This window comes from Bradyrhizobium sp. Gha (assembly GCF_900113735.1).
Lineage (GTDB): Bacteria > Pseudomonadota > Alphaproteobacteria > Rhizobiales > Xanthobacteraceae > Bradyrhizobium.
Genome location: NZ_FOQM01000001.1, coordinates 534,854 through 548,816, shown reverse-complemented (window position 1 = coordinate 548,816; position 13,963 = coordinate 534,854). Strand labels below are relative to the sequence as shown.

The 13,963-nt window shown below is 61.7% G+C and carries 11 protein-coding genes; 7 read left to right on the top strand and 4 right to left on the bottom strand.

Features of this window, described 5'->3' with window-relative positions; all coding sequences use genetic code 11:
- Positions 1 to 121 precede the first annotated feature (121 nt).
- Complete coding sequence (locus BM222_RS02650) at positions 122 to 565, bottom strand: SRPBCC family protein (protein WP_092226707.1); 444 nt, start codon at positions 563 to 565, stop codon at positions 122 to 124.
- A 614-nt stretch (positions 566 to 1,179) separates the two neighbouring features.
- Here BM222_RS02650 and BM222_RS42780 point away from each other — a divergent pair.
- The 5 genes from BM222_RS42780 to rarD all read left to right on the top strand — a co-directional run bounded on the left by BM222_RS42780 (position 1,180) and on the right by rarD (position 6,317).
- On the top strand, positions 1,180 to 1,302 hold the full coding sequence (locus tag BM222_RS42780) for a hypothetical protein (protein ID WP_283810213.1): 123 nt from the start codon (positions 1,180 to 1,182) through the stop codon (positions 1,300 to 1,302).
- Positions 1,303 to 1,753: 451 nt separating this feature from the next.
- Positions 1,754 to 2,596 carry a sugar phosphate isomerase/epimerase family protein gene (locus BM222_RS02635; protein ID WP_092226704.1) on the top strand — a complete coding sequence of 281 codons (843 nt, stop codon included), beginning with the start codon at positions 1,754 to 1,756 and terminating at the stop codon, positions 2,594 to 2,596.
- Positions 2,597 to 2,751: 155 nt separating this feature from the next.
- The gene (locus BM222_RS02630; protein WP_092226703.1) at positions 2,752 to 4,506 is read left to right on the top strand and encodes an FAD-dependent oxidoreductase; all 1,755 of its coding nucleotides are present in this window, start codon (positions 2,752 to 2,754) and stop codon (positions 4,504 to 4,506) included.
- 28 nt (positions 4,507 to 4,534) lie between these two features.
- On the top strand, positions 4,535 to 5,368 hold the full coding sequence (locus BM222_RS02625; RefSeq protein WP_092226702.1) for an aldo/keto reductase: 834 nt from the start codon (positions 4,535 to 4,537) through the stop codon (positions 5,366 to 5,368).
- A 55-nt stretch (positions 5,369 to 5,423) separates the two neighbouring features.
- Positions 5,424 to 6,317: an EamA family transporter RarD gene (gene rarD / locus BM222_RS02620; protein ID WP_092226701.1), complete on the top strand. Its 894-nt coding sequence runs from the start codon at positions 5,424 to 5,426 to the stop codon at positions 6,315 to 6,317.
- A gap of 306 nt (positions 6,318 to 6,623) precedes the next feature.
- Here rarD and frc read toward each other — a convergent pair whose 3' ends face one another.
- The 3 genes from frc to BM222_RS02605 form a co-directional block, all read right to left on the bottom strand.
- Positions 6,624 to 7,901 carry a formyl-CoA transferase gene (frc, locus tag BM222_RS02615; protein WP_092226700.1) on the bottom strand — a complete coding sequence of 426 codons (1,278 nt, stop codon included), beginning with the start codon at positions 7,899 to 7,901 and terminating at the stop codon, positions 6,624 to 6,626.
- A gap of 63 nt (positions 7,902 to 7,964) precedes the next feature.
- Positions 7,965 to 9,698 (bottom strand): oxalyl-CoA decarboxylase, encoded by a 1,734-nt coding sequence (gene oxc / locus BM222_RS02610; RefSeq protein WP_092226699.1) that lies wholly within the window; start codon positions 9,696 to 9,698, stop codon positions 7,965 to 7,967.
- Positions 9,699 to 9,773: 75 nt separating this feature from the next.
- Positions 9,774 to 10,505: a GntR family transcriptional regulator gene (locus tag BM222_RS02605; protein WP_177242961.1), complete on the bottom strand. Its 732-nt coding sequence runs from the start codon at positions 10,503 to 10,505 to the stop codon at positions 9,774 to 9,776.
- Between the two features lie 306 nt (positions 10,506 to 10,811).
- On the opposite strand from BM222_RS02605, the gene BM222_RS02600 reads away from it, so the two are divergent.
- Together BM222_RS02600 and BM222_RS02595 are read left to right on the top strand one after the other, a co-directional pair.
- The gene (locus tag BM222_RS02600; protein ID WP_092226697.1) at positions 10,812 to 12,941 is read left to right on the top strand and encodes an acetate--CoA ligase family protein; all 2,130 of its coding nucleotides are present in this window, start codon (positions 10,812 to 10,814) and stop codon (positions 12,939 to 12,941) included.
- A 134-nt stretch (positions 12,942 to 13,075) separates the two neighbouring features.
- Entirely contained in the window at positions 13,076 to 13,915 is an 840-nt protein-coding gene (locus tag BM222_RS02595; RefSeq protein ID WP_177242978.1) for an IclR family transcriptional regulator, read from the top strand.
- Positions 13,916 to 13,963: the final 48 nt, after the last annotated feature.

Genomic DNA, 13,963 nt, shown 5'->3' with positions numbered 1-13,963 from the left:
GGCGCTTCGCGCGGACCCGTTGGCTCGCAACGACGACGTGGGCAGATGCGCGCATCCGATCGAACAGATCGACCCGCGGCTTTCATTCGGATCGCATCCGACCGCGCGACCCGGCTACGAGCTACTGATTGATCTCGGGCTCGACGAGCTTGGCAAGGTTGCGCAGCGATTCCTGCCAGCCGAGATAGCAGGCCTCCACTGGAATGGCGTCGGGCAGGCCGGCCTGCGTGATATCGACTTCGGTGCCGACCAAGACCTTCTTCAGGATCACGGTCACCTCGATCACGCCAGGCAGGTCGGGGTCGTCGAATCTGTCCGTGTAGCGCAGGCGCTGGCCGGGGACGAGCTCGAGATATTCGCCGCCGAACGAATGGCCGTTGCCCGTGGTGAAGTTCCGGAAGGACATCTTGAACGTGCCCCCGACCTTCGGCTCGAGATGATGCACGGTGCAGGTGAAGCCGTTGGGCGGAAGCCATTTCGCGAGTGCATCCGCCTCCACGAAGGCGCGGTAGACCTTTTCCGGGCTGGTTGCGAGAACGCGGTGCAGGCGCACGGTGCCGGGCATGTTTGTCATTCCTTATACACTGATGGGCTCGACATGATCGTCTGTTGCCCCTTCATAACCGAGGACGAAGGAGAGGCTCTCGATCCGACAAAGCATTGCAGAAAAAAGAGCCGCCGGAACCGGCGGCTGCTGTTGTCGCCCGGCCGATCTGCGGCTTATCGCGTCCGATCTTCACCTGCACACAACGTTCCCATGCGGCGTTCCCATGCCGCCCTGGACGTTGAGATTGCCTGAGGGCAGCAGGGTCACCGTGCTCGCGTAGGTCTTGCCATCATCCGCATTGTAGATCCGCCCGGCTACTTGTTTGCGCCGGCCGCATGCATGTCGATGAAGAGGGAGATGCCGACGATGTTCCACGGCCGCGCAGCGCCGGATCGGAAATCTCGCCGCAGTCAAAATCCCTTTCCAGCTCTGATGGTCCGGCAAAGCAGCCCGCACGCGGCCCGCAATAGCGCCGGTTATTTACATTGACACTCTTCAAAATTGCATGTCACATATAAGCAAGTAAAGGTTGCAGTGCGCCAGCCGTGCTCGCTATAGAGCGGTAGTACCAGAGGTAAGAAAGCGTGAAGCAGCATTGGGCACTGAACCAAAGAAGCAGCCGAGAGAAATGCATGTGGCTTTTGCTGAATGCGCTTGATGTGGAACGCCCGACATCTTCAGGAAATCTCGGCGAATGTCGCGCCTCGCCCGTGAAGAAGGCGCTGACAGCCGACGCAGGGCGCACGACGGGCTGATGAGTTCGCCGTCAAAGTGAGCCGATGGGCCATCAAAATGTGGGAAGCCGCGGCATGACCATACTTACCCGTGATCCCAACTCTCGTTGCCGCTGGTTTTCGGCTGATGGGATCGTTGCACCTTTGGGTTGTGTTTCTGAGTCCCTCCGGGTCATCGGATGATCCGCGATCTGCTGGCGCCTCGTGAGTTCATCCTTTCGCAGAACTATTGCGGACCGAACGGTTTGGCGCGGATGTTTCCGGCACTCTCCAGAAGCGAGCAGCCCTCGGTCGCCCGGGTCACGATCGCGAACAATCTCCAATCGCATCGCCTCCCGCGACAGCAATTCCGAACTCCGGTGCAGACGACGGAGACGCGCGTCACGATGGACGGTCCCGCGATTGTCCCGCCTGATTTGCAGATGACTGAGCAAGGCCTACGTGGTCAAGCGGTGCGCGGGGGGAGGACACCATGAGCAATCCCTATTCACTCGCACACCTGACGGCCTTGGGACTCGCTCCACCCCAGTTGATCGAGGCGGCAAGCGATGCCGGTTATCAATATGTGGGCCTGCGGCTCAACCGGACGACACCCAACGAACCTTTGTACGATCTGCTGAATGATCCGAAGCTCATGAGGGAAACAAAGGCGAGCCTCGCAAATTCCGGGTTGGAGGTGTGGGACATTGAGGCGGCCCGCATGGATCCTCCACGTGATCATCTGCACTATCGAGAGTTTCTCGAAGCCGGTGCCGAACTCGGAGCTCGGCACATCCTCGCCCAGTTGCCGGATCCCGAAAAGAATCGCGCGATCGACCGCTTTGGGTCCTTATGCGAGATGGCCAAGCCGCTCAATCTGAATGTCAGTCTCGAGTTTGTGTCGTGGACGGAGACGCCGGGTCTCGCCGATGCCGCTCATATCGTACGCGAGGCCAATCGTCCCAACGCCAGCATCTTGCTCGACACGCTGCACTTCGCCCGTTCTTGCTCGAGCCTGGAGCTTCTAAGGGCGCTCCCGCCCGAATGGTTCAAGTGGGTTCACGTTTGCGACGCTCCGGCGCATCATCCGCCTGATCCCGAAGGGGTGATCTATGCGGCACGGTGCGAAAGGCTTGTTCCCGGTGAAGGAGGAATAGACATCAAGCGTATCCTCGCCTGCTTACCGGACGACATCGTATACGCTCTCGAGATACCCAACGACGCCTCCGTGTCGAAGATCGGATTTCATGAACATGCTCGCCGAGCAATAGGTGAAACCAGGTTTCATTTGGAAGACGATCGAGTCTCCAAAAAGTTCGATGCTGCAAGACGGTAGTGCAAACACTCGGTGCTGAGCTCATTCATGTTGCTGCGTCTGCAATCGCAATCGAACCGACGTCGAGCCGATACAGATCAAGCGTACACCCCGACATCGACGAGCATCTGCGGACCTCTGCCATGCAGAGGCTCTGGCGGTAAAGAGTGCAACACATGAACCATGAACGAATACTCGAATGTGACGTGCTGGTGCTTGGCTCCGGCGCGGGCGGCTTGTCGGCGGCGGTAACGGCCGCAACGCATGGCCTGCGTGTGATGGTGATGGAGAAGGAAGATGTGTTCGGCGGAACGAGCGCGTGGTCGGGAGGCTGGATGTGGATTCCTCGCAATCCGCTGGCGACGCGCGCAGGCATCCGGGAAGAGATTGATGCGCCACTTACGTACCTGAAAAGTGAATTAGGAACACAGTTCGATGCCGCTAAGGCAACCGCGCTGCTTGAACGTGGCCCCGAAATGGTTGATTTCTTCGAGCGTCACACCTCAGTGCGCTTCGTCGAAGGCAATATTCCGGATTTCCACCCGACACCTGGTGCCGCGACAGGGGGGCGGTCGGTTTGTGCCATGCCATTCGACGCGCGCGAACTTGGCCCATTGCTCCACAAGCTACGCGAACCCCTATCGGTCATTACGATCAAGGGCATGGGGATTGCGGCGGGGCAAGACATCACACATTTTTATCGAGCGACGCGCTCGATCAAGTCCGCGCTCTACGTAGCTCGCCGGCTGCTTGCATTTGCTTGGCATAAGCTCTGGTACGGACGTTCGATGCACCTCGTCAATGGCAACGCGCTAGTCGCCCGCCTGCTGAAATCGGCGGTCAACCGCGAAGTCGACTTGCGCACTCGTGCCCGCGCTGTTGCCTTGCTGAGGAATGATCGCCGCGTGACGGGGGCAATTGTTGACATCGCCGGTACCAGGCATGAGGTGCGTGCGACGCGCGGCGTCGTGCTTGCCTGTGGTGGCTATCCATACGACGTGGAAAGAAGGGCGCGGACGTTTGCCTATACACCCTCTGGTCTCGACCATTGGTCTGCGGCGCCACGCACAAATACCGGAGACGGCATCCGTCTTGGGGAGTCCGTCGGGGGGCGCTTCAACAATACACTTGACGCGCCTGCCGCGTGGGCGCCCGTTTCGCTGGTTCCTCAGCGCGGGGGCGCGGATATCGTCTTTCCACACCTGATCGACCGTGCAAAGCCCGGCGTGATTGCGGTGACGCGCGCTGGCAGGCGTTTTGTCAACGAAGCCGCGTCATATCGAGACTTTATCTCCGCGCTGCTGGCAAGCACGCCATCCGGCGAAGAGGTGTGCGCCTGGCTGATCTGCGATCATCGTTTCCAGCGACGCTACGGCCTCGGCTTCTCCAAGCCATTTCCCTTTCCTGTAGGCCCATATCGGCGCTCGGGATATCTCGTGCAGGCCGCGAGCTTGAGTGAACTGGCGATGAAATGCCACATCGACGCGCAAGCGTTGAAGAACACCGTGGAAAGCTACAACACGCATGCCAAGGAAGGCACTGATCCCCAATTCAACAAAGGCTCTACAGTCTATAACCGCGCGCAGGGAGATGCCGAACATCAGCCGAATCCCTGTCTCGCCCCGATCGAAAAGAGTCCGTTTTACGCAGTCAAACTGTTGCCCGGGAGTCTTGGCACGTTCGCGGGGTTGGCGACCGACATCGACGCGCGGGTGCTCGATGAGAACAATTGCGCTATTCCCGGCCTGTATGCGGTAGGTAACGACAGCGCCAGCATGATGGGCGGCTTTTATCCGAGCGGCGGCATAACTCTGGGGCCGGCAATGACGTTCGGATACCTCGCGGGGCTCGTGCTTGCCCGCAGAAATCTGGCGCCGCAGGGCGATTTCTTCGCGGCCAAGGAAAAAGCGGCTGCCGACAGCCCAGTTTGATTTCGATCGCCAAGTGGAAAGACGAACCATGAACAATACTGTCATCAAATCCCGCCAGCTGAACATGCCGAAACTCGGCTTGGGGACGTGGCCAATGGTCGGCGAAGAGTGCACCCGAGCCGTGCTTCAGGCGCTCGAGGTTGGATACCGTCACGTGGATACTGCGGCGGCCTACCAAAACGAAGATGCGGTGGGCCGAGCGCTCGTCGAAACCGACGTGCCGCGCGAAAAGATCCATGTGACAAGCAAGGTCTGGTGGGACAAGTTGGCCCCAGACGACATGCGTCAGTCCTTTGACAACACGCTCCGTGCGTTGCAGAGCGAGTACGTAGATCTGTTTCTGATTCACTGGCCGGGAAAAGGTTGCGACCTGGCGCGCTCGATCGAGACGCTGGTCTCGTTCAAAGAGCAGGGGCGCGCGCGCAACATCGGCGTGGCAAACTTCCCCCTGCCATTGCTGCGCCAGGTTGTTGAGGGGATGGGCGCTCCCTTGGCCGCCATCCAGGTCGAGTATCACGTCACATTGGGCCAGAGAAACTTGCTTCAATTCGCTCGTGAACATGAAATGGCATTGACCGCCTATAGTCCACTCATGCGCAACAAAGCGCACGAAATACCGGAGCTTGTTCGCATCGCTGAGAAGCACGGGGTGCTTCCGACCCAGGTGGCCCTCAAATGGCTGCTCGATCAACCGAACGTTGCCGCGATTCCCAAAGCCAGCAGCCGGAAAAACCAGTCAAGCAACCTGGCGTCCTTCAACGTGCAACTCGACGATGAGGATCGTGCATTGATTGCTACCTTGCCGAAGAACCGGCGGGTCGTTAGTCCGGAGTACGCACCGCAATGGGACCCGCCGGTCTGATCTGCGGTCCGGGGAGCGCCTCGGCAGCAGGTCGTCAATCTCGCAGTCGGGTACAATGAATTTGGGATTTCTTTACGCGCTGATCGCCTTCACGATTTGGGGGCTTTTTCCCTTCTATTTCAGGTTGCTGAAGGTCGTCCCACCTCTCGAAGTGCTTGCGCACCGGATGGTATGGTCGCTCATCTTCGTAGCCGTTGCGCTTGCGATACGACGCGACGTTCGTTGGCTCGTCACCGCGCTTCGCGAGCCAGGCAATTTGGTGCGTTTCGGAGCGTGCGCTGGGCTGCTGTCTGCGAATTGGGGCTTATATATCTGGGCGGTCAACAGCGGCCGCATCGTCGAGGCGAGCCTTGGATACTTCATCAATCCACTCGTCAGCGTGCTATTCGGGTTTGCGTTCTTGCACGAGCGTCTGCGGCCTCTGCAATGGGGGGCAATCGCGTTCGCAGTAGGGGGCGTTCTATGGCTGACGTGGGAAAATAGCGCACTGCCATGGATCAGCCTCGTGCTCGGGGTGACGTTCGGTGCATATGGCCTGTTGCGCAAGACCGCGAAACTCGGTCCCCTCGATGGGCTGGCATTGGAAATCACGCTGCTCTTTCCCGCCGCGTTTTTCTATTTGTTGTGGCTCGCAGCGCACGGCGACAGCCATTTCGGCAGCGCGCATGCCGGCATGCAGCTGCTGCTGGCCGGAGCCGGTCCCGTGACGGCAGTACCATTGTTGTTGTTCGCGGCGGGAGCACGCCGCATCCCGCTGTCAACACTGGGGATCATGCAATACATAACGCCTACGCTGCAGCTGCTCCTCGGCGTATTTGCTTATGGTGAGCCGTTCGGTCGTGTGCAGCTCATCGGCTATGGTGCGATCTGGATAGCGCTCATGTTGTACTCGGCCGAAAGTCTGTGGCCTCGGGAAGCGAAGGTGGAGGCGAGGGCGCACCGATCCTGAAGGGTGGGGCGAGCAGCCTCGGAAACACCTTCCCCAAGGCAGAGGTTCTTCACGCCGAGCACGTCCAGTTTGTAAGCAGGACGAAGGCGGACATCAGCCTTTTCGAGTGACGGCATAATGCCCCTGTTTTGCCCGACGCGTCAACGAAAGATTCGAAAAATGCGAATCTGTGCTTGGCGCGGGGGCTACTGTGCATGGGGTTGTTTTCGGGTTTCGGTTTGAGCCCGTGCTCGGACGGTCTCATCGCACGCAAAAAAAGGGCCGCCCGGAAGGCGGCCCTTTCGTCTTGGCCGAAGCGGCGCCGCTTTACTCGGCAGCCTGCTTCTGCGGCGGGTCGAGTGCGCCGGACTTGTGGATGTCGGCGACCTGGTGGTCGCTGAAGCCGAGCACGCTGCGCAGGATCTCGTCGGTGTGCTCGCCGAGCAGCGGAGAGCGGGTGACCTCGGCCGGGCTATCCGACAGCTTGATCGGGTTGCCGACGGAGATGTACTTGCCGCGGGTGGGGTGATCGACCTCGACCACGGTGCCGGTCGCGCGCAGCGACTGGTCCTCGGCGATCTCCTTCATCGACAGAATCGGGCCGCACGGAATGTCGTCCTTGTTGAGGATCTCCATCGCCTCGAACTTCGTCTTCGTCATCGTCCACTGTTCGATGCGGGCGAAGATCTCGTTCAGGCGCGGCAGGCGCGCCGCCGGCTTGGCATAATTCGGATCGGTCTTCCAGGTCGGCTCGCCGATCACGTCGCAGATCTTTTCCCAGACCGGCGCCTGGGTGATGAAGTAAATGTAGGCGTTGGGATCGGTCTCCCAGCCCTTGCACTTCAGGATGCGGCCGGGCTGGCCGCCGCCGGAGTCATTGCCGGCGCGCGGCACGGCATCGCCGAACGGAATGCCTTCGCCGAACTGGCTGTACTCCTTGAGCGGGCCGTGGGCGAGGCGCTGCTGGTCGCGCAGCTTGACGCGGGCGAGGTTGAGCACGCCATCCTGCATCGCAGCCGTGACGCGCTGGCCCTTGCCCGAATGCGTACGCTGATAGAGCGCGGTGACGATGCCGAGCGCCAGATGCAGGCCGGTGCCGCTGTCGCCGATCTGCGCGCCGGTGACGAGCGGAAGGCCATCGCGGAAGCCGGTGGTCGAGGCGGCGCCGCCGGTGCATTGCGCGACGTTCTCATAGACCTTGCAGTCTTCGTACGGTCCCGGGCCGAAGCCCTTGATCGACGCGACGATCATCTTCGGGTTGATCGCCTGGATCTTCTCCCAGGGGAAGCCCATGCGGTCGAGCACGCCGGGGCCGAAATTCTCGACCAGCACGTCGCACTTCTTGATCAGCTCGGTCAGGACTTCCTTGCCCTTGGGGTTCTTGGTGTCGAGCGTGATCGAGCGCTTGTTGTGGTTGAGCATGGTGAAATACAGGCTGTCCACGTTCGGGATGTCCTGCAGCTGGCCGCGGGTGATGTCACCCACGCCCGGGCGTTCCACCTTGATCACGTCGGCGCCGAACCATGCCAGCAGCTGCGTGCAGGTCGGCCCTGACTGGACGTGGGTGAAGTCGAGAATGCGAACGCCCTTGAGCGCCTTGGTCATGATGTTGCTCCGTACTCTGTCTACCCCTGCAAACCACAGGGAATAAGGGTTGAAGGGGAGGACTTACTTCTTCTTCTGCAGAACGCTCTGCGGATTGAGGTTGCCGATGCGGCCGCTCTCGGAACCCGCGGCCGGATCGATCACCGCGTTGATCAGCGTCGGCTTGCGTGACGCCATCGCCTCGACCACGGCGCGCTTGAGCTCGTCCGGTGAGGTCGCATTCACGCCGACGCCGCCGAAGGCTTCCATCATCTTGTCGTAACGCGCGCCCTTGACGAACACCGTCGTTGCCGGATCGGCGTTGGCACCGTTGACGTCGGTGCCGCGGTAGATGCCGTCATTGTTGAAGATGACGACGCAGATCGGAAGGTTGTAGCGGCAGATCGTCTCGACCTCCATGCCGGAGAAGCCGAAGGCCGAGTCGCCTTCAACCGCCAGCACGGGATGGCCGGTCTCGAGCGCAGCCGCAATCGCCTGGCCCATGCCGATGCCCATGACGCCCCAGGTGCCGACGTCGAGACGCTTGCGCGGGCGGTACATGTCGATGACGCCGCGGGCGAGGTCGAGCGTGTTGGCGCCTTCGTTGACGAGGATCGCTTCGGGATGATCCTTGATCACGTTCTTCAGAACGCCGAGCGCGCCGTGATAGTCCATCGGCGATTTGTTGTTCATGAGCTTCGGCGCCATCTTGGCGACGTTCTCGTCGCGCTTGGTCGCGATCGCCTTCGTCCATTCGGCGGGCGGCGCCGTCCAGCCCGAGGCGATTGCCTGATTGAAGGCGGAGACCACCGAACCGATGTCGCCGACGACGGGCGCGACGATCTCGACGTTGGAGTCCATTTCCTTCGGCTCGATGTCGACCTGGATGAACTTCTTCGGAGCTTCTCCCCAGCTCTTGCCCTTGCCGTGCGAGAGCAGCCAGTTCAACCGCGCGCCGATCAGCATGACGACGTCGGAATCCTTCAGCACCGTCGAGCGCGCAGCGCCGGCGCATTGCGGATGCGTGTCGGGCAGGAGGCCTTTGGCCATGCTCATCGGGAGGAACGGCACGCCGCTCTTTTCGACGAAGCTCCTGATCTCTTCATCGGCCTGCGCATAGGCCGCGCCCTTGCCGAGGATGATGAGCGGACGCTTCGCGTTCTTCAGAACATCAAGCGCGCGCTTGACCGAAGCGGGCGAGGGAATCTGCGCCGGCGCCGCGTCGATCACCTTGACCAGCGACTTCTGGCCGGCATCGGCGCTCATCACCTGGCCGAACAATTTTGCCGGCAGATCGAGATAGACGCCGCCCGGACGGCCCGAAACCGCGGCGCGGATCGCGCGGGCAAAAGCGATGCCGATGTCTTGGGCGTGCAGCACGCGATAGGCCGCCTTGCACAGCGGCTTTGCAATCGCGAGCTGGTCCATCTCTTCATAGTCGCCCTGCTGGAGGTCGACGATTTCGCGCTCGGAAGAGCCCGAGACCAGGATCATCGGGTAGCAGTTGGTGGTGGCGTGGGCGAGCGCGGTGAGACCGTTGAGGAAGCCGGGCGCTGACACCGTGAGGCAGACGCCGGGCTTCTTGGTGAGATAGCCGGCGATGCCTGCGGCGTAGCCGGCGTTCTGCTCGTGACGGAAGGAAATCACGCGAATGCCCGCAGCCTGCGCCATGCGGCCCAAATCGGTGATCGGGATGCCCGGCACATTGTAGATGGTGTTGATGCCGTTCAGCTTGAGCGCGTCGATGACGAGATGAAAGCCATCCGTCAGTTCCTGCTCGGTGCCCGGTGCTTCGGACTTGGTCGCGGTGTTCAGCATGGGCCTTGTCTCCCTGGTGTCAGGATAGCGGGGCGAGTGCTTCGCCCTTCTGGTGAATGTTTGCTAGGTGAAGAGTTACGTGAACAGTTCCTGACCGTGCTCTTCGACGTAAGCGGCAAGCCCAAGGGTGTGGTCGCGGGCGCGCTTCTCGGCGAGTTCGGTGTCGCGCGCTTCCAGCGCCTCGATCATGGCAAGATGCTCGGGCAGCGACACCGCGATGCGGTCCTTGCGGCCGATGGTCAGCTGGCGATACCCGCGCACGTGCAGCAGCAGGTCGTTGGTGAGATCGACAAGAACAGGGGATTCCGACAACGAGATCAGCGACTGGTGGAAGGCGATGTTGGCGCGCGAATATTCCTCGACGTGGTCCTCGGGCAGGCGGTCCTTGCCGAAGTCCTTGAAGAAGTCGCGCAGCGCCGAGATGTCCTTCTTGCGAGCGGTGGTGGTGATGAGGCGCGCCGCCATGCTCTCCAACGCCGCCCAGGCGCGGATCATGTCGACGATCTCGCTCTTGGTCCTTCGTACCACCATGATGCCGCGGCGCGGCACGGTCTTCACGAAACCGTCCTGCTCCAGCATCGCGATGGCTTCGCGGATCGGGGTACGGCTGACGCCCAGGCGTTCGGACAGTGCGCGCTCGTCCAGCATCACCGGTTCGGGCGTCGAGTAGATGTCCATCCTGAGGATGGCTTCCTTCAAGGCGTCATACGCCTTGTTCTTGAAGCTGCTCTCCGGGGCAATACGAACGATTGCGATGTCTGCCTCGGCCATGTTCGGCAACGCCTTGGTTGTTTTCTGCAGTGACACGACGATTCTCCTCCAGTGGGAGTCGTCTTTTACAGGAATATTTGCAGGAAAGTTTTTGGCATACCACATGCCAGAATGTCAAGCCGGCTATTTTTTGCGGCGTTCTGGAGGGTGCTGTGACTTGACAAGTTGGCTTCTGGCATACCAAATGCCATCGCTAGCCGTTTTTGGTCCAGGGCTGGCGATTAATCAAGGCATTTCGCCGTTCCGTTCCGCTGGAGGGAACAGAGCGCGTCGACGGCAGATAACGGCAGCCGCGTTACGCGCGCTTTGCCAAGCAAGAAGTGAAGGTCAAGGGAGAAGCTCATGTCCAATTCCAAAGACGTCGTCCGCAAGGTCCTTGACCAGGTCAAGGCCGACAACCGCACCAGCCTGACCGCGCCGGAAGGCAAGGTCGTCTGCGACGCCTATGGCATTCCGGTGCCGAAGGAGGGCGTGGCGAAATCGGCGGGCGAGGCGGGCCAGATGGCGTCCTCGATGGGCTTCCCGGTCGTCATGAAGATCGTCTCGCCGGACATTCTCCACAAGACCGAGGCCGGCGGCGTCATCGTCGGCGTCAAGACGGCACAGGATGCCGAGAAGGCCTACGAGACCATTCTTGGCAACGCCAAGAAGTACAAGGCGGACGCCAAGATCGAGGGCATCCAGGTGCAGCAGATGTTGGCGGGCGGCACCGAGGTCATCGTCGGTTCGATCACCGACGGCTCGTTTGGCAAGCTGGTCGCCTTCGGCCTCGGCGGCGTGCTGGTTGAAGTGCTCAAGGACATCACCTTCCGCCTGGCGCCCGCGACGAAGGAGGACGCGCTGTCGATGCTCGATGGCATCCAGGCACACGAAATTTTGAAGGGCGTGCGCGGCGGCGAGCCGGTGAACCGCACGGCGCTTGCCGACGTCATCGTCAAGGTCTCGCAACTTGTCACCGATTTCCCTGAGATCGTCGAGCTCGACCTCAACCCTGTTTTCGCCACCGCGAAGGACGCGATCGCGGCCGACGTGCGCATCGTCGTCGACTTCGCCTATGTGCCGAAGCCGAAGCCGCGTCCGACCGAAGAGATTGTCGCAGCCATGAGCCGCATCATGCAGCCGAAGGCGGTCGCCGTGGTCGGCGCCTCCGCTGAGGACGGCAAGATCGGCAACTCCGTGATGAAGAACCTCATCAACGGCGGCTACAAGGGCGAGATTTATCCGATCCACCCCAAGGCGTCCGAGATCCTCGGCTACAAGGCGTACAAGAGCGTCAAGGACGTGCCTGGCGTGATCGACACTGCGGTGTTCGCAATCCCCGCCAAGCTCGTGGCGGCGGCGCTTACCGAATGCGGTGAGAAGAAAATCCCGGGCGCGGTACTGATCCCGTCGGGCTTCGCGGAGGCCGGCGCGCCGGAACTCCAGGCCGAGATCGTCGAGGTCGGCAAGAAGTACGACATCCGCCTGATGGGGCCGAACATTTACGGCTTCTATTATACGCCGGCGAATCTGTGCGCGACCTTCTGCACGGCGTACGACGTCAAAGGGCACGCAGCGCTTTCGTCGCAGTCGGGCGGCATCGGCATGGCCATCATCGGTTTTTCGCGCTCGGCGAAAATGGGTGTGTCGGCGATCGTCGGCCTCGGCAACAAGTCCGATATCGACGAGGACGATCTGCTCGCCTTCTTCGAGCAGGATCCGAACACCAACCTGATCGCGCAGCACTGCGAAGACCTCAAGGACGGCCGCGCCTTTGCGGAAGCCGCCAAGCGCGTCTCCAAGAAGAAGCCGGTCGTCGTGCTCAAGGCCGGCCGCACCTCGGCGGGCGCGAAGGCGGCCTCGTCGCACACCGGCGCGCTGGCGGGTAACGACAAGATCTATGAGGACGTGCTGGCGCAATCGGGCGTGATCCGTGCGCGCAGCTTGCGTCAGCTGCTCGAATTTGCCCGCGGCGTGCCGGTGCTGCCGACGCCGAAGGGCGAGAACGTGCTGATCATCACCGGTGCCGGTGGCTCGGGCGTGCTGCTGTCGGATTCCTGCGTCGACAACGGCCTGTCGCTGATGTCGATGCCGCCGGATCTCGATGCGGCCTTCCGCAAGTTCATCCCGCCGTTTGGCGCTGCTGGAAATCCTGTGGATATCACCGGCGGCGAGCCGCCGATCACCTATGTCAACACGGTGAAGCTCGGTCTGTCGGACGAGCGCATCCACTCGCTGATCCTTGGCTACTGGCACACCATCGTCACGCCGCCGATGGTGTTCGCCCGCAACATGGTCGAGGTGAAGAAGGAGATGGAGGCCAAGGGCTTCGTGAAGCCGATCGTCGCCTCGCTCGCCGGCGACGTCGAGGTCGAGGAAGCCGCCGAATATCTCTACCAGAACGGCATCCCGGCCTATGCTTACTCGACCGAGCTTCCGGTCGAAGTGCTCGGTGCCAAGTACAAATGGGCCCGCGGCGCGGGCCTGCTCTGAGCTAAACTCTCCCGTCATCCCGGGGCGTCGCGAAGCGTCGACCCGGGATCTCGAGATTCTCAGGTGCGCAACTGCGCACCACCGTTCGCGCTCATGCGCGCCCCGGAATGACGCCAACCAAGCGGCAGGTCGCGATGGGCAAGAACGTGATCCGGCGTAAATCCATCGAGCCACGATCGGCATCCGAGGCCGACCGGGACGGCGGCGTGCAATCCGTCGACCGCGCGCTGTCGATCTTGGAGACGCTGGCTGAGGACGACGAAGGCTATCGCCTCAGCGATCTCGCCGTCCGCACCGGCCTGTCGGCCTCGACGGTGCATCGCCTGCTGGCGACGCTGGAAAGCCGCCGCTTCGTGCAGTTCGACCGCGTCGAATCCAAATGGCATGTCGGCGTGCGCAGCTTTACCGTGGGCGCAAGCTTTGCGCGGCGGCGCAATTTTAGCGCGCAGGCGATTCCCTATTTGCGAAAGCTGCGCGATCTCACCCGCGAGACCGCCAATCTCGCTGTGGTCGACGACGAGTTCATCATCGTGCTGACCCGCATGGAGAGCCGCGAGATCATGCGCTCGCTGACCAAGGTCGGCGGCCGTGTCGCGATGGTGACATCGGGCGTCGGCAAGGCGGTGCTCGCGACCTATTCCGACGAGGACGTCAGCGCCGTCATTCGCCATCACGGCATGCCAAGGTTGACAGAAAAATCCATCGTGCGACCGGGCGATCTGTTCAAGGAGCTCGCAACGGTTCGCAAACAGGGATTTGCGATTGACGACGAGGAGGCGGAGATCGGTCTGCGTTGCGTCGCCGCCGTCGTCTATAGTGCGCTCGCTGAGCCGCTCGCCGCAATCTCGGTGTCCGGGATGACCAGCCGCATCACCGACGCGCGGCTGCCGGAGATCGGCCGCGTGGTGCGGGAGGTCGCGGCGGAGCTCACGGCGGCGCTCGGCGGCGTCGTGCCAGCGATGAAACAGGGGTGAGCTAAGGGAGCGGATTTGGGTCAAGCACCCCGCTGCACCACGGCCGAG